The organism is Pseudomonas guariconensis (assembly GCF_024127895.1).
In the GTDB taxonomy this organism is placed as follows: domain Bacteria; phylum Pseudomonadota; class Gammaproteobacteria; order Pseudomonadales; family Pseudomonadaceae; genus Aquipseudomonas; species Aquipseudomonas guariconensis_B.
This window is the reverse complement of sequence record NZ_JAMYBK010000002.1, coordinates 306,274-328,795: the sequence shown is the minus strand read 5'-3', so window position 1 is coordinate 328,795 and position 22,522 is coordinate 306,274. Positions and strand designations below refer to the sequence as shown.

Below are 22,522 nucleotides of genomic sequence, written 5' to 3'. Positions count from 1 at the left end.
GCAGGCTAGGAGCATGCCGGCAGGCCACGATTGACCTGCATCAAGGCGGCAGGGGCCGGGTCGGGCTTACCATGGCGGCATCTACCACCAAAGTGGTAGAGCCTTACTTGGCGGTTTAATCCTTTTAAATCAAAAAGTTAGTCAATATTGCAGGACGCTTCGCGACGCCACTGGACGGCCTGGGATTCTTTGGAGGTAGCGCGATGCTGAACTGGCTGAAGAGCTCGCTGCCCGCGCGGGCAGGGCTGGCCGTGGTCCTGCTGGCCACCCTCAGCCTGGCCAGCACCTTCAGTGCCGTGCTGATCGCCCGGGTCAGCGAGAACGACGCCGCGGCCATGAACACCGCCGGCTCCCTGCGCATGGCCACCTTCCGCCTCAATTGGCAACTGGCGTCCGATGCCTCGGCCGCCCCCCTCGAGCAACTGCGCCAGGACATGCAGCAGCGCCTGGCGAGCCCAACGTTGGCGCACACGCTGCAAGACGGCGACGACAGCCCGGTCGGCAAGGCCTTCTCGAAGGTCCTCGGACAATGGCAAGGTCACTTGCTGCCGGCGCTGGAGGCCAATGACCGGCAATTGTTCCAGCGCGAGGCACAGGTGTTCGTCGACCATCTCGAAGACTTCGTCCTGCAACTGCAGAAACAGAGCGAGCGGCGCCAGGGCTGGCAACAGAACATCCAGGGCGCGGCGCTGCTGATCACCGTGGTCATCCTGCTGGTCGGCCTGTTCGAGCTGCACAGCGGTGTGATCGCACCGCTGCAGGAGCTGGTCCGCGCCACCGAGCGCTTTCGCGCCGGCAAGCTCGATGCGCGCATCCGCTATCGCTCGCGCGACGAACTGGGGCAGATGGCCGATAGCTTCAACGCCATGGCCGAGGCCATCGAACAGTCCCACCGCACGCTGGCTTCGCGGGTCGCGGAGAAAACCCAGGAACTGGCCCAGAGCAACGCCGCCCTAGACCTGCTCTGCCATGCCAGCCGCAGCATCGCCACCCAGCCGATCAGCGCCGAGCACCTGGACGCACTGATCGTCAGCTTCCAGCAGCGCCTGCCCGGCCTGCGCCTGTCGCTGTGCCTGCGCGGCGGAGCCGAGGCCGGCCAGGGGCAACTGATCGCCCTGCATGGCGACAACGACACCCGTGAAGTGTGCGCCCCCCAGGACTGCGCCGGTTGCGAACGCCAGCGCCTGGCCAACCGCTTCAGCCTGCAGGTCAGCTCCCAGGGCACCGTGCTCGGCGACCTGCGTGCCCACTTCATCGACGGCCATGCCGCCCACCCATGGGAGCGCGAACTGATCCAGGCCCTGGCCGACCTGATCGGCACCAGCCTGTCGCTGGAAGGCCAGCGCGAGAAGGACAACCGCTTGCTGCTGCTCGACGAGCGCACCACCATCGCCCGCGAGCTGCATGACTCCCTGGCCCAGGCCCTGTCGTACATGAAGCTGCAGGTCAGCCGCCTGCAAACCCTGATCCGCCGTGGCGAGAACGCCGAGCACCTGCTGGTGGTGAGCGATGAACTGCGCGAAGGGCTGAACAATGGCTATCGCCAGTTGCGCGAGCTGCTGACCACCTTCCGCCTGCAGATCCAGGACGGTGGCCTGGAGCAGGCGCTGGAGGACACCGCCCGCGAGTTCGCCGAACGGGGCGCGATGCGCGTACACCTGCAACAGCAGCCGCTGGCCTTCAGCCTCGGCGCCAACGAACAGATCCACGTGCTGCAGATCGCCCGCGAAGCGCTGTCCAACTGCGCCCGCCACGCGCAGGCCAGCGAGACCTGGGTGCACGTGCGCCAGCTGGGCGGCGAGGTCGAGTTGCTGGTGGAGGACGATGGCATCGGCATCCAGCCCGGCTACGACGGCCGCCTGCACCATGGCCTGAACATCATGCAAGAGCGCGCCCGCAGCCTGGGCGGCCAGCTCAGCCTGGCCCCCCGTGAACCCCATGGCACCCAGGTGCGACTACGTTTCGCGCCGAGCTTTTTGCGTCAACCCGAGGTACTCGCATGAACGCTACCGCCCCTCACACCCTGCTGCTGGCCGACGACCACCCGATGATGCGCCGCGCGCTGCGCCAGTTGATCGAGCTGGAGCACGACCTGGTGGTGGTCGGCGAGGCCAACAACGGCCTGGAAGCCTGCGCCCTGGTGGAGCGGCTGCAGCCGGACCTGGTGGTGCTCGACCACAACATGCCTGAGCTCAACGGCGTCGAAGCGCTCAAGCGCCTGCGCGAGCAGGGCTATGCGGGGCGGATCCTGCTGTTCACGGTGTCCGATGCCGAACAGGATGTGAGCGATGCCATGCGCTTCGGTGCCAATGGCTACCTGCTCAAGGACATGGAGCCGGAGCTGCTGATCGACAGGTTGCACGAGGTGCTGGCGGGGGGCCTGGTGGTCAGCCCATCGCTGACCACGGTGCTGGCCCAGGCGCTGCGGGCATCCCACGGCGCCAGCTCGCAGGACCTGACGGACCGGGAGCGGCAGGTGTTGAAGATGATCGCCGGCGGGTTGAGCAACAAGATGATCGGCAACAAGCTGGGGATCACCGAAGGGACGGTGAAGGTGCATGTGAAGAACCTGCTGCACAAGCTGGGGCTGCGCTCGCGGGTGGAGGCGGCGGTCTGGGCGCTGGAGAACCTGCGCTAGGGCCTGCATTCCCGGGGCCGCTTCGCGCCCCATCGCCGGCAAGCCGGCTCCCACAGGGACCGCGGCGACCACATATGATGCGGTTTGCACGGACAATGTGGGAGCCGGCTTGCCGGCGGGCGATGGGCTGCAAAGCAGCCCCAGTACCCCGCTCACCCACGGCCCCCGCACACCTCCACGGCCTGCTCGGGCAGGCACTTAAGGTGCGGGACGAAATTGCATGGTCCGGTGCGCCAGTCCAGCTGCTTGCGCAAGATCGCGTCCCAACCGGTGCGGCAAGCGCCCGGAGAACCCGGCAGGCAACACACCAAGGTGCCGTTGCTCAGGCCCGCCAGGGCACGCGACTGGATCGTCGAGGTGCCGATCTCTTCCAGCGAGACCTGCCGGAACAACTCGCCGAAACCTTCCACGACCTTCTCCAGCAAGGGCTCGACAGCCTGGGGCGTGTTGTCGCGGGCCGTGAAGCCCGTGCCACCGGTGAGCAGCACCACCTGCACCTGCGGGTCGGCGATCCAGGCGCACAGGCGGGCGCGGATCTGCCAGGTATCGTCGGGCACCAACGCCCGCTCGTGAAGGATGTGCCCGGCCTCCTCAAGGCCATCGACCAGTGCCTGGCCCGAGCCGTCGTTGGCCAGGGTACGGGTGTCGCTGATGGTCAGCACGGCGATGCGCAGTGCCTGGAATTCGCGGGATGCAAGGTGAGCCATGCTGGCGCCCTCCTCTGGATGACAGCCCGCAGCCTGGGCCAGGCCGAAGCCTGCGCCCATCCCTCGAAGGAGGTACCACCGGGGTATGCGACTAAAAACCTTGATGTCGATCAACGCTGGCGGGTGTACCAGGCATAGTCTGGAGGCAGACGACCGCTGTCGGAGGGAAACCATGGCCAAGAAATTTCCCCACAACCCCAGCCATCCCGAGCGCATCTGCTGGGGTTGCGACCTGTACTGCCCGGCGAAGGCATTGGCCTGCGGCAACGGCGCGGACCGGACCATGCATCCGGCGGAGTTGTTCGGCGAGGACTGGTACCAGCAGGAGCAATGGGCCGAGCAGGCCAGCGAAGAGACGGTGCCCGACACAAGGGGCACACAGGCGCCATAGACGAGCCAGCCGCCTCAGCGTCGGCGCTCCTGGCGCAGCGCCACCAGCTTCGCGCGCATCTCCCGATGCCGCTTGCCGTTGAGCACCAGCAAGGCCAGCAGCGGCAACGCGGCACTGATCGCCAGCAACAAGGCGGGCACCGCGCCGCCGAACAGGCTCAGGGCCATCAGCAGGCTGATGACCAGCACGCCGACCACGACCCTGACCGCCCAACCCTGCCCACGGATCATCAGAAAGTGCCCCAGGCACAGCACCAGCACCAGGCCACCGCTGAGCAATACGCTGTACGACGCATTGTCCGGATGGTCGCGCCAGTGGCTGTCCACCCACAAGGTCACCGCCAACGCCACCGACAGCAGCGATGCGAAGAACCCCAGCAGGAACGTGGGGAAGTAGCGCGCCATGAAGGCACCGAAATCACTGCCAGCGGCCATCACTCGATTTCCTCATAAAGCCCAACGGCAATGCTCTGCACCGTGGCACTGCCCGCCAGGCCAAAGGTGGCGCCCAGGGAGTCGCGCAGCAACGTCTGGGTGGCATGGCTGATCTGGGTCGGCGTGTAGCGCTTGGCCAGGGTCCCGGCCGCCTGCTCGAGCTTGAGCTGCTTGGCGGTCAACGCCGGGTGCTTGATCGACAAGAGCTCGGTGGTCAGTGCCTTGCGCTGCTGGCGGGAAAGGGTCTTGCTCAGCTCCAGCCAACTGCGCCCGGTGGCGGCCTTGTGCACCTGCAGGTACTTGAGCGTGGTCAGGCCCGAGGCGCCAACGCCCAGCAGCGAGACACCGTCGAGCACCCTGGACGCGGCCTGGTACCACTCGTTCTCGTCCAGGGCGTCGTTGGCCGCCGGATTGGTGGTTTCACGCACCGTGCGCATCACGCCGATGCCGCACTGGATACTGCTGGCGGTGGCTGCAGCCCCGCCGATGTAGGTCAGTACCAGGCTGGTACCGCCGGAAAACGGCGCGGCGATGGTGCCGCTGAACACCACGAACCACCCCAGCACCGCACCAGCGCAGGACAAGGTGGTATTGACCGCCTCCTTGATCACCCGCGATTCGCGGGGGTTGTTCTGCAACTGCTCGGTGTACTGGGCCGGTGTCTGGTACTTGTTGATCTCGCGCAGGATCACGCGCTTGGGCTTGATGCTGCAGATCGGCTGGAATTCGCGCAGGGTGATGACGTTGTAGTTGGCGTCGATGTACACCACCCCGGCGCCAACGATGCGCGGGTCGGCATCGATGGCGGCGAACATCTGCGGCAGGTTGATGCGGCTCTGGATGCGCTGGCGCGCCATGAACTGCGAGGTGTTGCCCAATTGGTTGACCAGAAGATCTGTCACAGGTCGATTCCCTCAACTCTCGGTGCCGCGATAGGGGCGCAGCGCGCCCCTGGTTTCAGGCTCACACGTTCGGGCAAGGCACCGGTGCCCAGTCGCCCATGTCCGGGCTGTTGCACATACGGTTGACCTGGTCCTGGCCGGCCTTGGCCACCTGCTGGGCCTCGGTCTTCTTGCTGGTGGCGTTCTGCAAGGTCTTCTCGGTGGCCACGGCCTCCTTCGGCACCGCCGGCAGCTTCTTGGGCGTGGTCTTCTTCGCGGTCTCGGCCTGGGCCACCACGGTGACGTCCGAACGCTGCACGCCGACCTGCTTGAGGTCTTGCTCGTAGGCCTGGGTGTAGTTGTCCAGGTTCTCGCCGAGACGGCCGCTGACCGCCGTGATCAGGTTGTTCGACTCCTGCAGGCCAGAGACGATCTCGGCCAGGCGCTTGCGGCCCTCGGTGTCGTCGATGCGCTTGGCCTTGCGCCCGTCCATCAGGTTGGCGAACTCGCGCTGGTAGCAGCTCTGCGAAGCCTTGGCATAGGCGGTGGTGCGGTCCATGTCCGCCGCGCTCTTGTCGATGTCGGTGGCATAGGAGGCGATGCGCTGCTTGTCATCGCTGATCTGCTTCTGGCGTTCGGTGTAGTAGCCCGCCGCACCGCCGACCAGGGCACCGCCGGCCGCGCCGATGGCAGCATTGCGGCCACGGTTGTCGTTGTCCACCAAAGCGCCGGTCAGGGCACCGCCCACGGCGCCGAGCAGCGCACCGGTGGCCACCGAACGGGTCATGTCGGAGTCGGTGGAGCGCAGGTGCTGCACCGGCTCGTAGCAGTTGGGGTAGTACTCGACCTTGGTGGTCGCACCGATCCTGGACACCGGCGAGCCGGCGCAACCGGTCAGCAGTACGCTGCTGAAACCCGCCGCCAGCAGCAGTGCGGTACGGGCCTGGGAAGCGTTGATCAGGGGCTTGCGTGTGAAAAGCATGGTCAGGTTCTCTCTTGGGTTGTACGGGGCCGACCAGCGTCATGCCGGCCGGGATTCCTTTCTCGGTCGAGTCGTTCAGGGCCTCGGGGTGGCCGAGGCGAGCAGCTCCTTGAGGATCGTCGCCGGGTCGGCCCGCCGGTTCTGGCGGTACTCCCCGACATGGCGGACGAACAGGGTCGCACGGGTCACCAGGCTCCTGCCCAGGACCGGCTTGCGGTTGAGTTCTTCCTTGACCCGCTGGAACTGCGCCTGGATCACCGCATCGGTGTAGCGCGTGCCGCTGGCCAGGTTGTCGATGTAGATCGCTACGGCGCCGTCCAGCGCGTTGCGGCCATTGGCGATGGCGGCGGCGAACATGCGGGCGCTGGTCGGGTCGCCCGAGGCCTCGGCCTGCCGCTGGCTGTTCTGCAGGTTGGTCAGGCGGATGTTGTAGTTGTTGATGGTCTCGGCCACCAGGGCGGCGGACTGGATCAGGTTGCCGGCGGCTTCCTCGCGTTGCTGGGCGATCAGCGAGACGTTGCGCTTGAGCTCCTCGTTGACCAGCCCAAGCTCGGCCTGCAGGCGTGGGTCGGCGGTGCTGGCGATGATGCCGTCCAGGCGCTTGGTCGGGTCCTGGGCATCGTCGATGGCGTCGGTCAGGCTGGCCAGGCGGCCCTCCTTCTGCCATTGCTCGAACAGCTCCTGGTAGCGTGAGCGCGGCGCCGACAGGGCACCGATGGCCACCCGAAAACCGGTGGTCTCGTTACGCTGCTCGGTGCCGTCGGCGCCGAACAGCGGGTATTCGCGGCGCATGCCGGTGAACAGCGTGCCCTCGCCTTCCAGGTAGTTGCCGCCCTTGACCACGAAGCCGCCATAGGCCCCCTGGCGCCGGCCGGCATGCACCAACTGGAACGACTCCTGGACCATCTCCGCGGCGTTGCCGATCACATCGAACAGCCCCAGCGGGTTCGGCTGCCGGGTGCCGATCGGCATCAACCGCGCAGCCTGGCCGGTGCCACCGGCCACCTGGTTGAACACCGCCCAGTCGGCCAGCGGCCCTTCGCTGTCGCTGCCCTCGACCTTGCGCGGGAACAGCCGACCTTCCAGCGCCTGGCGGCTGACCACCGAACCGCCACGGGCGGCGAACTCCCACTCCACTTCGGTGGGCAGGCGCACGAAGCCGATACCGCCATCCTCGGGCTTGCTGCCACGGCCGCTGATCGGCAGCAGGTCGCGGTGATGCTTCATCAGCCAGGCACTGTACACCGCCGCGAAGCGCTCGGCCTCGAAGCGCGACAGCTTGACCTTGGGCAAGCGCCCGGCCGCCTCGGTGACCGGTTCGCAGGCCGGCGGCGCCTCGCCGCTGGCCAGGGACTGGGCCTGGGACATGACCTGGGCATACTGCCGGGCGGTGACTTCGTACTTGCCGATGAAGTACATCATGGGCTTGAGCGGGCTGCCGGCCTCGACCTTGGGCAGGCTCGGGCCGACCTGCTCGCGCCACTGCGGCGCCAGGTCCTGCAGGCTGAACTGGCCGTTGATGAAGTCGCGGCGGTAGCCGGAGATGAACGACTGCTTGTAGCCCGCCTCGCCCTCGCTGAAGGGGTAGCCGAGGCTCACCTCACGGTCGTCCAGGCTGCCCTGGGCCAGCACATAGACGTGGCGGAACACCATCTCGCCGCCACAGGGCAAGGGCAGGCTGACGTCATCGGCCAGCGGCTTGGGGTTGTCCAGCTTGGCGCTGGCAGTGGCTTCGACCTTGTTTCCAGGCTGGGCCTCGTTCCCAGGTTGGGCCTTGGGCTTGTCATCGTCGTCGGCCTGGACGCAGGCGACCAGGCTCAGGGCGGCGATGACCAGGGCAGCGGCCTTCAGGCGACGTTCAGACATCACGGATTCCTTCGCAGGTGTCGATCCGCGCCACCCGCCAGCCGCCCAGGGCGGCCGCGGCAGCACTGGCCAGCAGGACGGCGAGCAGCGCGACGAGATAGTGCAGGGGCAACAGGTGGCTGGCGTACTCGCCGGGCACCTGCATGAAAAGCCGGTTCAGGCCGTGTTCGGCCAACAGGTACAGCACGGCGGCCAGGGCCGCGGCCAGCACGCCGCTGTAGAGTGCCTGGAGCACCACGAACAACAGCAACGCGGCGGTGCCCAAGCCCAGCAGGCGCAGCACGGCCAGCTCGCGCTGCTTGCGCTCCACCGCCGCCACCGCGCCCGCGGCGATGGCGGCAGCCGCGCCGCTCACGGCCAGGGCGGCGATGATCCAGAACACCAGGTCGAGGTTGCGGCTCAACGACTGCACCTGGGCGATCCGAGCCGCCTGGGTCGAGACCAGCACCTTGCGCTCGGCGAAATAACGGCGCAGCGGCTCCACGTCGGCGAGCCCACGGGCATACAGGCGAAACGCCGGGTAGACCCGCTGCGTGGGGTCGGCCTGGGCCTCGCCCGGCCAGCCGAGGGCCGGCACGGCACGCCCGTCGCGATAGTCTTCGGCGGCCTCCAGCAGCGCCAGGGGGGCGAACAGGGCATCGCGCTCGAATGCCGCCAGCGGCAACACCGCGAGCACCCGCAGGCGCGCCTGGCGCCATTGCACCTGGCCAGCCTGCTGGCGGCCGATGCTGGCCTGCAGCTCATCGCCGGCCTTGGCGCCGAGCTTTTCCGCCGCGGTGAAACTGAGCACCACCTCCTGCAAGTCGCCCGGCAGCGGCACACCGTGCAGCAACGGATCGCCAGCGGCGGTGGGCAGCATCTCCACCGTCACTCCGCGCCCACTGGCCGGCAGCAGCAGCTCGGCGGTGGCGGCGATCTGCCGGGTACGCGGGATAGCGAAGGCCACGTCCGGACGGGCGCCCAGCGCAGCGACGAAGGCGGCATCGAAGCGCCCGCCGCCCAGGGGGATGATTTCGCGCACGCCCGGGTCGCGCTGCAAGCGCTCGGTGAGGCTGCCGACCAGGCCGAACTTGAGGCCGAACAGCACCAGCAACGGCGCGATCACCGCCACCAGCGCCAGCACGCTGCAGGCCGACAAGCGCCCGTCGTTGCGGTAGTCCTGCCAGGCCAGGCCGGCGATCAGCAGCGGGCGCATCAGGCTGCCCTCTCCAGGGTCGCGGTGACGCCGCCGTCGGCATCGCGCCGGCACGCCATGCGCAGCACCGACAGGCCCGCGCTGCGCGCCAGGGCCTCGTCGTGGGTGGCGACCACGCAGGTCACCCGATGTGCCTGGGCCTGCTGCAACAGCAGGTCCATGACCCGCCCGGCATTGACCGGGTCGAGGGCCGCGGTGGGCTCGTCGGCCAACAGCAGCGCCGGGCCGTGCGCCAGGGCGCGGGCACAACTGACCCGCTGGCGCTGGCCCAGGGACAGCGCGGCCGGGCGCTTGTCCAGTTGGTCGTGCACGTCGAGCGCCTCGGCCAGGCGCTCGACGCTGCCGTCGTCGCTCAACCCGAGCAACTGGCGCGGCAGGCGAATATTGCCGCGCACGTCGAGAAAGCCCAGCAGCCCACCGGCCTGCAACACATAGCCCAGGTGACGGCTGCGCAGCGCGGCCAGGCGATCGAGCCGGCGCTGGCGCCAGAGCCCGGCGATGTCCTGCTCGATGCCGTCGAGCCCCAGGCTGAAGCCCTCGGCGGCATCGGGCGCCAGCACCAATGCCAGCAGGTCCAGCAAGGTGCTCTTGCCGCAGCCGCTGGGGCCGACCAGGGCCACGCGCTCACCCGCGGCCAGCCGCAGCCGGTCGATCTCCAGGCTGTAGCGCTGGGCACCCTGCCCGCGCGTCTTGCGCACCCCCTGCAAGCGGATCATCACGGCAGGGTCGACAGCGGGACACGGTACAAGGCATCACCCGGCTCGGCATTGCCGAAGCGCACCCAGTTGGCCATGTCGTTGTGGAAGGTTTCGTACAGGCGGATCTTCGACTCCAGCTCGTCGATGAAGTCCTCCTGCTCGGCCACCGAGAGCGACAACCACAGGTCCTGGGTCATGCTCAGCGACTTGCTGCGGTACGGCAGGCCCTCCAGGTACTCGCCGAGCACGCCGCTCTGGGCCAGGTTGGCGCCCTTGCGCAGCTCGCCCGGGTCGCGGCTCATGTAGGCGCTGGCGCTGGCGATCTCGTTGAAGAAGTCGCCGGGGGACGAGCGGGTCTTGCGCGCGGCATCGACGATCAGCTTGAGCGACTGCTGCAGGTCGTTGAGCTGCAGCTTGGTCAGCATCACGCACACCTGCAGGGTCGGCAGCGCCGGGTTGGTCAGGTCGCGGTCGGCGGTCCAGGCGCTGACCAGGCGCGGCGCCTGGCTGGCGCCCTGGCGGCCGAGGAAGTCCATGTGCATGGCGTAGCCGATGGCCTGGGACTTGGCCGCCAGGCTCGACACCGAGGTCAGCAGCGGCACCGGTTGTGGCTGCTTGTTGCGCACCTGGTGGACCAGCTCGGCGAAGGTCGAGCCGATCTCCCGCACCCGCTCGCCGAACACCGACACCTCGCCGCCCGGCACCGAGACGTAGAGGTCGCCGATCTGCGGGTTGCTGTCGGCGCTGAGCACACGGTACTGCTGTTCGGCCGAGGCATGGTTCTTTTGCCCGGCCGGGGTGCGCAGGTGCAGGGCGTAGATCTTGATCTGCTTGCTCAGGGCGGCCTGGCGCACCTCGGCCTCGTTCATCTGGGTGCTGCTGAACGGGTCGTTCTTGCGCAAGGCGCCCGCGTCGCTGACCAGCAGGATGATGCGCCCGCCGTAACCGGACCAGTCCAGGCCCTCGACCGCCTGCAGGATGCCGGCGAAGGCATCTTCGTTGAACGAATGGCTGGAAACCTGGGTGGCCTTGACCTGCGACGCCGCCCGCAGGAAGCGCGCCGGGTCGCGGCCCTCGTCGAGGTTCACCAGGGTCTTGCTCAGGTACTCCAGGCCGGGCGTGCGCTGGGTGCTGTTGCGAAAGCCCACCAGGCCGAAGCTGACGTTGTCCAGCTCGCCGCGTGCCGCCAGTTGCTGCTGCAGTTCGCTGACGACCTGGCGGACCCGGTCGATGTAGGGCTGCATGGAGACCGAGGTGTCCACCACCAGGACGATGGCCGTGCGAAACGCCTTGTCGTCGCCCGCCGCGACGCCTGCGGCCGTGGCCGCGCTGTCGCGGGCACTGGCTCCTGGGTCGATGGAGGCGATGTTGAGCAGTTGCACCGGCTGGCCTTCGGCATCGAAGCTTTCACGGAAGTCGAAGATCGGCATCAGGTAGAACTGCTCCTGGGGCACCGCGCTGGCGGTTGGTTCCAGGGCCATCACCTGGGGCACCTGGTCCGGCTGGCCCTGCGCCTTGAGCAGGGTATCGCGGGCCATGCCGGTATCGTCGAGCAGGCGCTGCACGTCATCGGCCTGGCGCAGGAACATCACCGGCGAACGGCCGGAGCGTTCGGTGAACTTGAGCACCAGGCTCTGCTTCCAGTCGCTGGTCTGCCCGGCGGGCAGCCAGCCGTCGCGCTGGCCATCGCTGGAGGCGCCGACCTGCACCCAGGGTTTGCCGTCGACGTCCTTGCGCTGGTAGACGTAGAGCACGCTGAACGCCGGCAGGCTGTCGCCGGGCTCGGCCCCAGGCTCGCTGGCCAAGCGCGCGCCGGGCTGGCTCAGCACCCGCTGGAACAGCGTCTTCTTGCCTGGCATCAGCAGCGGGCGCTGGTCATCCACAGCCGCGACGGGCGTGGCGCTACCCTGCTCGGGCGCCTGCGGCAAGGGCGGTGTGGTGGCCTGTGCCAGCGGCGCGTCGGGTGCCGGCGTATCGCCGCTGCCCAGCCACCAGTAGCCGACGCCTGCAAGGCCGAGCGCGGCGGCGACCGCCACGGCCAGCAACGTCATGGCAGGCTTCTTCCTGGCAGGTACGGGCGCGGGCGGTGCCTCGGCCGCCGGGCGCCTGGCCGGTTCGGCGGTCGGTGGCACCTGGGGGATCTCGATGGAAACCGGCGTCAGGCCGCCCAGGTCCGATGGCGTCGGGGCCACCGGCGTGCTCACCGGCAGCGGCCGGACCTGCGTGGCTTCGCTGTCCTCGGCCGGCAGGCGGTCGAGGGCCGCGAGAAACGCGGCGGCATCGGCGAAGCGTTCGTTGGGGTCCTTGGCCAGCAGCCCGCGCAGGATGTCCTGGTAGCGGCCATGCTCGATGGGCAACTCCGGCAACGGCTCGGTGAGGTGGGCCAGGGCCGTGGACAGGGCATCGTTGCCGCTGTACGGCAGCTTGCCGACGAGGATCTCGTAGAGCACCACGCCCAGGGCATAGAGGTCGGCACGGCCGTCGATCTCCAGCCCACGGGCCTGCTCCGGGCTCATGTAGCTGGGCGTACCCACGGCGAAGCCCGCCTGGGTGAACTGGGTGCGGTCGTCCAGCGACTTGGCGATGCCGAAGTCCGACAGCACCGCGGTACCGTCGGCGCGGAACAGGATGTTGGCGGGCTTGACGTCGCGGTGCACCAGCCCCTGGGCGTGGGCATAGCCCAGCGCCTGGGCGATCTGGCGCACGTACAGCAGCCCCTGGCGAGGCTCCAGCCCAGCGGCGATGCGCTCTTTGAGCGTGCCATTGGGCAGGTACTCCATGGCCATGTAGTACAGCTCGCCGACATTGCCGATGTCATGGATGGTGGCGATGTGTGGGTGCGACAGCCGTGCCAGGGTCCGCCCTTCGCGCAGGAAGCGCTCGCAGAAGGTCGGGTCGGCGGCCAGGCTCGCCGCCATGATCTTGAGCGCCACCTTGCGCTCCAGCGAGCGCTGGGTGGCCAGGTACACGCTGGCCATGGCGCCCTGGCCAATCTCGCTGTCGATGTCGAATCCGGGAATCTGCATGTCCATGGTGAGGTTCTTCAGCCGGCCTTGACGACCACGGCGGTGATGTTGTCGGGAGCGCCACGGGTCAACCCCAGGTGCACCAGGCCGCGCACCACCTGGTAGGGGTCGGCGTGGCCGAGCACGTCGCCGATCTCGTGGTCCTCGGCGGTCTTGGTCAGGCCATCGCTGCACAACAGGTAGGTGTCGCCGGGCAGCACCTGCAGCGCGACCGCCTGCAACTCCAGCCGGTCCTCGACACCGATGGCACGGGTGACGATGTTGCCGCGCGGGTGCACACGGGCCTCGGCCTCGTTGAGCAGGCCGCTGTCCTGCAGTTCCTGGACGTAGCTGTGATCGTGGGACAGGCGCTCGATGCGGCCATCGCGCAGGCGGTACAGGCGGCTGTCGCCGGCCCACAGGCCGATGCCCTGGTCGCCGCGCACGGCCAGCACCACCACGGTGCTGCCCATCATCGCCACTCCACGGCGGACGGTTTCGTCGCGCACCGCACGGTTGACCCAGGCGAGGCTGTCACGCACCGCCTGGGCGCACTCTTCCAGGCCCTGGCACGGCGGCAGGCGGCGCAGGCTGTCGACGGTCAGGCTGCTGACGTAGTCGCCAGCGGCATGACCGCCCATGCCGTCGGCCACCGCCCACAGGCCATCGGCGGTGAGCTCCAGGCAGGCGTCTTCGTTGATCCGGCGCACCATGCCGGTATGGCTGTAACTGGCCGCGGTGTAATGCATGGCGGTCATCCGAAATCTGCCTCGCTACCCAGGAGAAACCCGGCGAAATCCTCGCTGCGCGGCAAGCCGGCACAGCGCATCAAGCCAGGAGCGATACGCTCCGAGCCCCTGCCCCACCACAGGCTCATGCCCTCGCAGGCGCACTCGGCCAGGGCCAGGGCGCGGCCTTCGGGCGTGGTCGCGTCCAGCCGTTGCAGCCCCCCCACCGTCAGCCGCGCAGGCATCGCCTGGGGCAGCGGCCGGGTGTCGCGAAAGGGCTGCAAGGCCGCCGCGAAGGCGTCGAAATCGGCATCGGGCTCGAGCGTGGCCAGCAACGTGGCCTCGACCTCCTCGAACCACGCCTCGCCCCCGCCCACGGCCGCGGCGAGCCGTTGCCCTGGCTCCAGCACCTGCGCCACGGTCAGCGGGAAGTACCGGCCCACCCGGTCGATGCTCGGCATCAGCACGCCGACCACGGCCTGGGGCCCGCACACCCCCGGCGCCAGCGCAAAGCGCCACAGGGGGCTGACCAGGTAGGCCTGCAACCACTGCTCGCCGAGCTGGCGCTGGCTGGCCTGGATCCCGGCGGCCAGCCACTGGTCCCAAGGCTGGATGAAACTCGTCGGCAGGCCACGGCTGACGAAGTCGCCACGGCAGGCCAGCTTTCCGTAGAACCCCACGTCGTTCACAGGCGCTCCGGCAGGCTGAAACCGCTGAGCACACGGCTGCGGAACGGGTTGAAGGCACTGCTGGCACGCAGCTCGTAGGACACGCTGGCCCCTTCCACGCGCAGGCGCAGGTTGAAGCGCTCCGGCGAGCCGCCCGCCACCAGGTCGGACTGGTCGAGCAGGCGGAACCAGGCCCAAGGCCCTTCCAGGGTCATCCCGGAGCGGCCATTGGCCAATGGCGGCGAGATCGACAGGCGCACCACGCCGATGCTGTTGGGGTTGGGCCACTGCAGCGCCACCGGGCGGCTCGGGCCGTGGTCGTAGCTGACCTGCTGGCCGTCGAGGTCGAGCAAGAACTGGGTGATCGAGGCATCCATGGCTACCGGTTTGAGTTCGAAGCGCACCCCAGGGCGCAGCCCGCCGCCGCTGCGGAAGAAGGCGTCGCGGATCGCCGCGGCACGCTGGAAGGTGTGCAGCACGTTCGAGCTGATGCCAAGCTTCTGCGCCGCGCCCGGCTGCCAGCTCCACGGCGAGGTGGCGGTGTTGACGTAGGGTTGCAGGTACTTCTGGAAGTAGTTGTCCATCACCCCGCCGACGCCGAAGAACTGGCCGAAGTCTTCCAGGGTCGCGTCGCGTGGGCTGCCGGCTGACAGCGGGTAGCGGCCACTCAACGACTGGCGATAGACGCTCACCACCTCGCTGGTCCAGGCCGCGTTGAGCTGGTTGCGCACCCCGCCCATGACGATCGCGTTGGTCGAGCCGACCACCGAGCCGACCAGTTCCTGGACCACCTTCGGCTGGCGCGCCGCGCCCAGGGACACACGCTGGGAGGCAGCCTGGACCTGGTTCTTGGCCTCGCCCAGCAGGGCCTCGCCGCTGGCGCCGACCATGGCGCTGACCTGCACGTACAAGGCGTTGAGGTCGCTGAGCAGGCCGTCGAGCGCGGCGGGCTCGCCCTCGCCGCCGTCGGCCAGGGCCGCCAGTTCGGCGAAGTGCGCGGTCACCGGGTCGACCTCGCGCGTTGCCTGGCGCTCGCCGGGCACCGGCGTATCGCCGAGCAGGCCGCCGAGGCGCTGGCGTAGCTGGTCGACCCCGGCCTGCTCGACCTTGGCCTGGGCCTGGTCGAGGGTGGTCGGTTGTTGCAGGTCGGTTTCCCTGGCCACCGCCTGGAGCAGTTTCTTCAAGGGCGAAGTGGGGCCAGACAGCACGCGCAGCACGTCGGCAGCCTGGCCGACGCTGGTGATGGGCACGAAGTCCAGGTCCGCCAGCAGGGCATCCCAGTGGCGGATGTAGTCCTGGTAGAACAGCTGGCGCACGTCATCGGCCAGGCGCTTGGCATCGCCCGCCTCGCCCACTTCACGGCCAAGCACCCAGCGTTCCTCGGCCAGGGTCGTGCTGTGGGCCAGGCTGGCGGCGAGGAAGGCCTTGCGGTAACCCTCGACGGTGAACAGCCCTGGGAGCGGTTCGTCCAGCGGCTTGCCGCTCTTGCGCCGGAACACCAGCGCAGCGTCGCGCCCGGCGGCCTCGCTGATGCGAAAATCGGCGACCCCGGACGGTAGCTTCTGGCGCTTGACCCGGTCGTAGACGCGCTGGGCCACCGGCAGCTGTTGCAACTGGCGGCGCATGTCGTCGATCAGGCGCTGGTCCAGCCGGGCATTGGGCGGGCGCCGCTCGAACAGCGCCTGCAGGTGCTGGTCGAGGGCCTGGCGCTGGTCGGGCGCCAAGTCGCGGGGCAGGTTGCGCTCCCAGTCGAGGCTGATCCAGGCCTTGATGAACTCGGCGTCGTAGTGTTCGCCGTCGGCCAGCATCAGGTAGGCCTTCAGGCCCTCGTAGAGGTAGTCGGAGGGGCCGCCGGCATACAGCTGCTCCTCGATGCGGGTGACCAGGCGCGGGGCGAAGATGGCGATCAGCAGCTTGCGGTAGACGCTGGCCGACTCGCCTTCGAGCATGTCGCCCTGGTACAGCCCCAGGCCCTCGGCCCAGGCCGGCGGGTCGTCGGCCAGGCGGCGCACGGCGTTGAGCAGCGGCAGCACCTCGATGACCTCGCGCTGGGCCGGGCTCAGTTCCTGGACGCTGCGGCCCAGGGGCTTGAGGCGGTTGTCCACCTCGGCGATGTAGGCCTGGTTGGCCCGGTAGCTCAGGGTCCACAGGGTGCCGACCACCAGTACCAGGGCCACGCTCAGGGCCAGGGCGCCACGGGCGATCCACTTGCGCCGCCGCTCGACCTTGGGGTCGCAGCCGACCAGGCCGCGCTCGGCGAACGCCACGGCGGTGAACAGCCGCTCGATGAAATAGCTGCGCCCGGTGCCGCTCTGGCGCGCCAACTGCGCACGGTCCAGGCCCATGCTCTGGGCCATGCTGCCGATCAGCCGGTCGATCGGGCTGCCTTCCTGGGTTCCGCTGGTGAAGTACACCCCGCGCAGCAGCGCGCGCTCTTCGAAGGCATTGGGCTTGAAGACGCCGTCGAGGAACACCTGCAGGTTGCCGCGCAGGGCGGCGAACTGCTGGACGAAACCGTACACCAGGTCACGCCGGGCTGGATCGCGCTCCTGTTGCAGGCGCTCGACCAGGCGCTGGTTGAGACGCTGCTCGAGCAAGGCGAACTCGCCGCTGAACTGGGCCAGCGGGCCATCGCCTTGCTGGCCGTCGTCCAGGGGGAAGGTCATGCCCCAGACCTGAGCACGTTCTTCCTTGCCCAGGTTGTCGAAGAACTCCATGAAGCCCGGCAGCAGGTCGAGCTTGGTCAGCATCAGGTAGATCGGGAAGCGCACGCCCAACTGGGTGTACAGCTCCTGGATACGCGTGCGGATCGCCACGGCGTGGGCGGCGCGCTCGGCATCGCTGCACAGCAGCAGGTCGGACAGGCTGATGGCGATGAACGCGCCATCGATCGGCCGACGCGAGCGCTGGCTCTTGAGCAGGTCGAGAAAGCCCAGCCAGGCCGCCTTGTCCACCTGGGCATGGCTGTCCTGGGTGGTGTAGCGCCCGGCGGTGTCGAGCAGCACAGCCTGATCGGTGAACCACCAGTCGCAGTTGCGCGTGCCGCCTACGCCCCGGATCGCCCCGGCGCCCATCTGCGCCGCCAGGGGGAAGTGCAGGCCGGAGTTGACCAGCGCGGTGGTCTTGCCCGAGCCGGGCGGGCCGATGATCACGTACCACGGCAGCTCGTACAGGTTGCGCCGCTCGTCGCCGCCCAGGCGCGCTTTCTTCAGCAGGGCCAGGGCCTCGTCCATGCGCTGGCGCAGGGTCGCCAGCTCCTCGGCGGTGGCTACGCTGGCCGGGTCTGGGGCGGTCTCGGCGGCCAGGCTTTCCATCACCTTGGCTGCCTGGCGACGGGCCTGGACGATGCGCCAGACACGGTAGGCGATCCACGCCGCGAACAGCAGGACGATCAGCACCCAGCGCGGTGCGGCCGGCACCAGCCAGTCGAGCAGCGGGCCGACGAACCAGATGATCAGGCTCAGGGCCAGCAGGCCCAGTACCGGGATCACCCAGCGAATGACAAAACTGAAAAACGCCTTCACTCGACGCCCTCCGCCAGAACGGTGATCTCTACCCGGCGATTCTTCGCCCGGCCCTGCGCGGTGCCGTTGGAGGCCAGCGGCTCGGTGTCGCTCAGGCCCTGGGCGCTGAAGCGCCCGGGTTGGCCGGTGCGCGCGGCGAGGAGCTGGCGCACCTCCTCGGCACGGGCCTGGGACAACGCCCAGTTGGATGGGAAGCGGATCGTGGCGATCGGCCGGTTGTCGCTGTGGCCGGTCACGCGCACGTTGCCCTTGACCTTGGCGATGGCCTCGGCGATGCGCAGCATCAACGGCTGGAAGTCGCCCTTGATGCTGGCGCTGGCGGAGGCGAACAATTCATCCCCCCGGATGGTCACCACCGAACGGTCCACCGCATCTTCCACCGCGACCCGCCCGGCCCGGATATCCTCGGCCAGCAGGCCGGCCAGGCGCGGGCGTTCCACCGGCTTGGGCTGCACCACCGGGCGGTCCATGGCCTGCACCGGGATCTCGCCCAGGGCGTGGATACCCCGGAACACCGGTTCGGCGTCAGCGGCCAGCTTCAGGCGCAGGCCGAACAGCACCAGCAGCAACAGCGCCAGGGCCACCGCCAGGCCGACCCAGGGCGGCACGAACTGGGCCAACCGGTCACGCGCCACGCTGACCCCACGCCAGTGCGGCGACAGCTCGCGCTCGATCTCGCCACGGGCCCCCCGAATGGCCGCCGCGGTGCGCTCGCGCAGGGCCTCGAGCTGGGCGCGACCACCGTTCATGACCCGGTAGCGGCCTTCGAAGCCCAGGCTCGTGCACAGGTACAGCAGCTCCAGCAGGTTGAGCCGCTCGCGCGGGCTTTGCAGGCAGTGTTCGAGCAGTTGGAACACCTTCTCGCCACCCCAGGCCTCGTTGTGCACGGTGATCAGCAGGCTCTGCTTGCCCCAGTCGCTACCGCTGCCCCAGGGCGTGCTGAGCACCGCCTCGTCGAGCGCCGTGCACAGGGCGTAGCGCGCCAGCAGCACCTCGTTGCGCGGCACCCCGGCGGCCTCGGCACGCTCTTCGAACTGGCGCAGGTAGGCCAGCAGTTGCGCGCGCAGGCTGGCCGGCGCGGGGTGGGCGATGGTGTTGCGCAGACGGGTGAGCAGCGCCAGCAGCGGGCCAGCGGCCTGCTCCAGGGGATTGAGGCCCTCGGCCTGGCCCGGCGCCAGTGGCTCGGCGGGCACGTTCAGCGGCGCCGCCGCGGCCGGTGCGGCAGGCTGCGGGCCGCGCCCGCCTGGGCGCGGCATGAACTGGGTACGGTCGTTGGCCTGCGGATCGTCGGGCTGCATCGCGGTTTATCCTCGAATGGCCCAGAAGGCCAGGTTCAGGCCAGGGAACTCGCCGGCGACGTAGAAGGCGAAGCCCCCGGAGTGCTGCAACTGCTTCCAGTGTTCGCTGCCACGGTCGAGCTCGAAGTAGGTCGAGCCGGCATGGAACGGGATCTGCCGTGGCGCCACCGGCAGCGGCAACAGGCCGATGCCCGGCAACTGCAGGTTGACCAGGTCACGGATGTGCTCCACCGAGCCGATCTTGCTCTGCTGGCCGAAACGGCTGCGCAGGGTTTCGCTGGGCACGTCGGCGCGCACCACGAGGACGAAGCTGGCGCTGTCCAGCAGGCTGCGGTCGGCGAGCATGGCCACGTGGATGCCATAGGCCTTCTCGACGATCGGGATCGCCACCGCCTTGCTGTCGATCAGCATCGACAGGGCTTCGCGCAGCGCCGCCATCACCGGGGCGAAGGTCGCCGCCAGGTCGTCGTGCTGGTATACCGGGTAGCTGGCCGGGCGGCGGCCTTCGCTGCAGAACGTGGAGAACTCGCCGGCCAGGGCGAGCAGTTCGCTGTACAGCCGCTCGGGGTGCAACGGGCTGAGCTGGTTGAGGTGCTCGAACAGCGGCTGGGCGCGGTTGACCAGTTGCAGCAGCATGAAGTCGGCGATTTCCGAGGCTCCGCCGTTGGCCGAGGCCACCACCCGCCCGGCCAGCGCCTCGCCGCGCTGGTGCAGCAGGCCCAGCAGCTCGCTGCGAAAGCCCGACAGCAGGTCGTTGGCGCTCACGTCGAGCAGCGGCGGGATGTAGCTGTCGTCGAGCACCAGGGCGCGGTCGGCGCGTTTCTCGCGGATGCGCACCACGCCCAGCGCGGCGTACTCGCCCAGGCCATCCTCGCTGTGCAACAGGCGCAGGGCGCGGCTGCCCAGGGCCAGCGGCGCACGGTTCTCGAACGGCGCGTTGTCGTCGCGCACTTCGCTCACCCGGCTGACATAACGCGCCCCGTCCAGGGCCTGGCCGTCGTCGACCGTGTCACGCGCGCCGGCGCGCTTGAGCGGCAGGCCGAGGTGGATCACGCCGTCGCGCAGGTCGTCGGGGATCTCCAGCGGCGGTGGCGGCAGGTCGTCACGGGGGATGTCGAACGGCGTGCCATCGGGCAGCAGGCCACGGGCGCTGAGGATCGCCAGCTTGCCCTGGGCCAGCAGGCCCTGGTCGATCAGCAGCTCGGAGAAACCCCAGGCAGCGGCAGACAACGGCCGGCTGCGGGCATCGATGAGGTTCTCCAGGTAACGGTCGTGCTGCTGGAAGTGCTGGGTCGTGATGAACATGCCTTCCGACCAGACCACTCGATTGTTCCAGGACATGGGTTCTCCGATTGCCTAGCGCACAGGTTCAGGTTGCGGGGTGGCCACGGCGCTGCGCACGGCGCGCACATCGAGGCTGATCTGGTAGTCGCGCGGTGGCACCGGCAGCACGCTGCGCCATTGGGCCTGGTCGATTTCGCGGTAGCCGACCACCAGGCCGACCTGGCGCGTGGCCGGGTCCAATGGGCGCTCGATGCGCAGTTGCTCACCGGGGTGCAGCAGCACTTCGTCCTGGTCGAGCAGGTCGGCGCCAAGGGTGGCCTGGGCGCGCTCGGCCAGGGCGAAGTAGTCGGCCCGGGCGAAGGTGGCGCTGTTCTTCAGTTCGTAGATGCGCACCCGCACGGGTGCCGGGCTGCCGCTGGCGCCAGGGTTGAGCCCGGCAGCGGCACTGAAATACAGGGTGACGCCTGGCGCTTGGCCGGCCGAGGGTTCGACCCCGCCCTGCCCGCCACAGCCACTGAGCAGCAGGGCAACCAGGGCGGCGATCAGTCTTCTTGCATTCATCCTCGTCCTCATGACGTATCGGTCTTCTTCCTTCCCGGCGCTTGGCTCAGGAGCGTTGCAATCGAGCGCTATGGGCCTCGTAGGCACGGCTGAACTCACGGCCGAACAGGTCCTGGAAGTCGTCTTCGGCTTCCTGGGAAATCTGCTTGTACAACGCGGTGAACTGCTGCCAGCAATGGGCCTGGCGCGAGCCGCCGAACAACTTGCCAAGGCCTGCGGGCGGTGCCAGGCGAGCCTCCAGCTGGCCCGGTTCGAAGCGCGTCAGCAGGTGCTTGATGGCCGCCTCGACCCCAGCCATCACCGCAAGCTGGTGGGCACGCAGGTCATCGAAGCTGTCACGCACCGCCTGGTCGGGGGCCATGAACGCCTGGCTGCCATGGCGCAGCAGCAACAGCAGGGCTTCGTCGGCGTTGGGGGCGAACTTCAGTGGGTTGTTCTGCACGGGGGCGATGGTGGTCTGCTGCATGCGGAACTCACCCTTGAGGCTGCTGCGCGCGCGCAGCACGTCGATCAGCCCCTCGACCATCAGCCGGTAGCTGCGGCCGATCGCCTCCATCTGCGCTGCGGCATCACCGCCATCGATGCACAAGTGCTCGACCCCCGCACCGCGCAGGAACGCCTGGAGCAGCGCTCCATCGGCCATGGGCGCCGTGGCGGTAGGCACTGGCGCTGGCGGCTGCGGCTGCGATTGTGGTGGCGGCGCGAGCGGCTCGGTGGGTGTTGCCGGGGCAATCTCGACCTGGGGCGCAGGCGGCGGCGTGCTGCCGCCGAACAGGTCCCAGTCTTCAGGGATCAGGCCCGGGCTGGCAGGCGCTGCCGGGGCGGGCGCCGGGGCGAGCGGCTCCGGTGGATGGAAGGCATGCTGCTGGGCCGGCACATGGTCCGGCTGGCTGGCGGGCGGCACGCTGGAGGGGCCGAGGAAGTCGAACAGGTCCGGCAGGGTGTCATGGCTGGAGGCACCCGGCGGCACCACGACCGGCGCAGGGACGACAGGGGGAGCCGAGGCGGCCACCTGGTTGGCCATCAACGCCTCGAACCCGTGCGCACTCGGCTGGTCGGCGGCGGGGACGGAAAACCCCGAATCGATCCGCGCCTGGATTTCATAGTCACCAATGCGGATGACTTCACCGTCCATCAGCGGTTCGCTGTTGCCACGACGCAGGCGTACACCGGCATGCACCAACTCCACGCCATTGGTGCTGTTATCGGTCAGATAATAACGCCCATCTTTGAACTGGATCACACAATGAGACGAAGACACCAGTCGCTCCGGATCGGGCAATACCCAATCATTGTCCGCGCCGCGACCAATGGTGATGGCACCCGTTTCAAGCAACATTTCCGGGCATTGTCCCGGTGTTATCTTGTGATAACTGGTTATGGTCAGGCAAAGTGCCATCACGCCTCCTTGCATATATATGAAACGCGCGCACCCTCAAATGAATGGGCCGCCCAGCTCGCCCCACATCATGCGCACAACCCTTGAATCACGTGGCTTTCAGGCCTTAAATAGAATCAGGGTCGATATATTCAATCATAATGAACAGGCACATTGATGGCACCTGACAAATGGATAAACCTGCCTGACAAACGGATCACCGCCCTCTTTGCCGAGGTGTAGCTTACCTTGACAGCATTTTGGAAATAAACCATAAATGCGCA

18 protein-coding genes are annotated in these 22,522 nt (G+C 68.6%); 3 read left to right on the top strand and 15 right to left on the bottom strand.

Annotation, left to right across the window (positions count from 1 at the left end):
* Positions 1-203 precede the first annotated feature (203 nt).
* Together NJF35_RS04030 and narL are read left to right on the top strand one after the other, a co-directional pair.
* Positions 204-2,003 carry a HAMP domain-containing protein gene (locus NJF35_RS04030; protein WP_225786583.1) on the top strand — a complete coding sequence of 600 codons (1,800 nt, stop codon included), beginning with the start codon at positions 204-206 and terminating at the stop codon, positions 2,001-2,003.
* The gene (gene narL, locus NJF35_RS04025) at positions 2,000-2,638 is read left to right on the top strand and encodes a two-component system response regulator NarL (RefSeq protein ID WP_253080263.1); all 639 of its coding nucleotides are present in this window, start codon (positions 2,000-2,002) and stop codon (positions 2,636-2,638) included. The genes NJF35_RS04030 and narL overlap by 4 nt, the downstream gene beginning before the upstream one ends.
* A 152-nt stretch (positions 2,639-2,790) precedes the next feature.
* On the opposite strand, the gene moaB is transcribed toward narL, so the two are convergent.
* The gene (gene moaB, locus NJF35_RS04020; RefSeq protein ID WP_253080264.1) at positions 2,791-3,345 is read right to left on the bottom strand and encodes a molybdenum cofactor biosynthesis protein B; all 555 of its coding nucleotides are present in this window, start codon (positions 3,343-3,345) and stop codon (positions 2,791-2,793) included.
* Between the two features lie 172 nt (positions 3,346-3,517).
* Between moaB and NJF35_RS04015 the strand changes: the two genes are divergently transcribed.
* Entirely contained in the window at positions 3,518-3,736 is a 219-nt protein-coding gene (locus NJF35_RS04015; RefSeq protein ID WP_225786586.1) for a DUF3079 domain-containing protein, read from the top strand.
* A gap of 14 nt (positions 3,737-3,750) precedes the next feature.
* Here the strand turns inward: NJF35_RS04015 and NJF35_RS04010 are convergent, their stop codons facing one another.
* From NJF35_RS04010 to tagH, 14 genes are all read right to left on the bottom strand, one after another.
* A complete protein-coding gene (locus tag NJF35_RS04010; RefSeq protein WP_253080265.1) occupies positions 3,751-4,170 on the bottom strand; it encodes a hypothetical protein in 420 nt (139 codons plus the stop codon).
* The gene (locus tag NJF35_RS04005) at positions 4,170-5,027 is read right to left on the bottom strand and encodes an NAD synthetase (protein ID WP_262923596.1); all 858 of its coding nucleotides are present in this window, start codon (positions 5,025-5,027) and stop codon (positions 4,170-4,172) included. Before NJF35_RS04005 ends, NJF35_RS04010 begins: the two co-directional genes overlap by 1 nt.
* A 106-nt stretch (positions 5,028-5,133) precedes the next feature.
* The gene (gene tagQ, locus NJF35_RS04000) at positions 5,134-6,033 is read right to left on the bottom strand and encodes a type VI secretion system-associated lipoprotein TagQ (RefSeq protein ID WP_225786589.1); all 900 of its coding nucleotides are present in this window, start codon (positions 6,031-6,033) and stop codon (positions 5,134-5,136) included.
* A gap of 75 nt (positions 6,034-6,108) precedes the next feature.
* Positions 6,109-7,899 (bottom strand): formylglycine-generating enzyme family protein, encoded by a 1,791-nt coding sequence (locus NJF35_RS03995; RefSeq protein ID WP_253080266.1) that lies wholly within the window; start codon positions 7,897-7,899, stop codon positions 6,109-6,111.
* Complete coding sequence (locus NJF35_RS03990; RefSeq protein WP_225786591.1) at positions 7,892-9,094, bottom strand: FtsX-like permease family protein; 1,203 nt, start codon at positions 9,092-9,094, stop codon at positions 7,892-7,894. Before NJF35_RS03990 ends, NJF35_RS03995 begins: the two co-directional genes overlap by 8 nt.
* The gene (locus NJF35_RS03985) at positions 9,094-9,810 is read right to left on the bottom strand and encodes an ABC transporter ATP-binding protein (protein WP_225786861.1); all 717 of its coding nucleotides are present in this window, start codon (positions 9,808-9,810) and stop codon (positions 9,094-9,096) included. Before NJF35_RS03985 ends, NJF35_RS03990 begins: the two co-directional genes overlap by 1 nt.
* Positions 9,810-12,824 (bottom strand): serine/threonine-protein kinase, encoded by a 3,015-nt coding sequence (locus NJF35_RS03980; protein ID WP_253090690.1) that lies wholly within the window; start codon positions 12,822-12,824, stop codon positions 9,810-9,812. Before NJF35_RS03980 ends, NJF35_RS03985 begins: the two co-directional genes overlap by 1 nt.
* Positions 12,825-12,835: 11 nt before the next feature.
* The gene (locus NJF35_RS03975; protein ID WP_253090689.1) at positions 12,836-13,555 is read right to left on the bottom strand and encodes a PP2C family protein-serine/threonine phosphatase; all 720 of its coding nucleotides are present in this window, start codon (positions 13,553-13,555) and stop codon (positions 12,836-12,838) included.
* On the bottom strand, positions 13,552-14,214 hold the full coding sequence (tagF, locus tag NJF35_RS03970; protein WP_225786594.1) for a type VI secretion system-associated protein TagF: 663 nt from the start codon (positions 14,212-14,214) through the stop codon (positions 13,552-13,554). Before tagF ends, NJF35_RS03975 begins: the two co-directional genes overlap by 4 nt.
* Positions 14,211-17,717: a type VI secretion system membrane subunit TssM gene (gene tssM, locus NJF35_RS03965; protein ID WP_253090688.1), complete on the bottom strand. Its 3,507-nt coding sequence runs from the start codon at positions 17,715-17,717 to the stop codon at positions 14,211-14,213. Before tssM ends, tagF begins: the two co-directional genes overlap by 4 nt.
* Entirely contained in the window at positions 17,714-19,015 is a 1,302-nt protein-coding gene (locus NJF35_RS03960; RefSeq protein ID WP_253090687.1) for a DotU family type VI secretion system protein, read from the bottom strand. The genes tssM and NJF35_RS03960 overlap by 4 nt, the downstream gene beginning before the upstream one ends.
* 6 nt (positions 19,016-19,021) lie before the next feature.
* The gene (tssK, locus tag NJF35_RS03955; RefSeq protein ID WP_225786597.1) at positions 19,022-20,356 is read right to left on the bottom strand and encodes a type VI secretion system baseplate subunit TssK; all 1,335 of its coding nucleotides are present in this window, start codon (positions 20,354-20,356) and stop codon (positions 19,022-19,024) included.
* Positions 20,357-20,371: 15 nt separating this feature from the next.
* Positions 20,372-20,860, bottom strand: coding sequence for a type VI secretion system lipoprotein TssJ (gene tssJ / locus NJF35_RS03950; protein WP_225786598.1), 489 nt, complete (start codon positions 20,858-20,860; stop codon positions 20,372-20,374).
* Positions 20,861-20,906: 46 nt separating this feature from the next.
* Positions 20,907-22,259 (bottom strand): type VI secretion system-associated FHA domain protein TagH, encoded by a 1,353-nt coding sequence (gene tagH / locus NJF35_RS03945; protein WP_253090686.1) that lies wholly within the window; start codon positions 22,257-22,259, stop codon positions 20,907-20,909.
* Between the last annotated feature and the right edge of the window lie 263 nt (positions 22,260-22,522).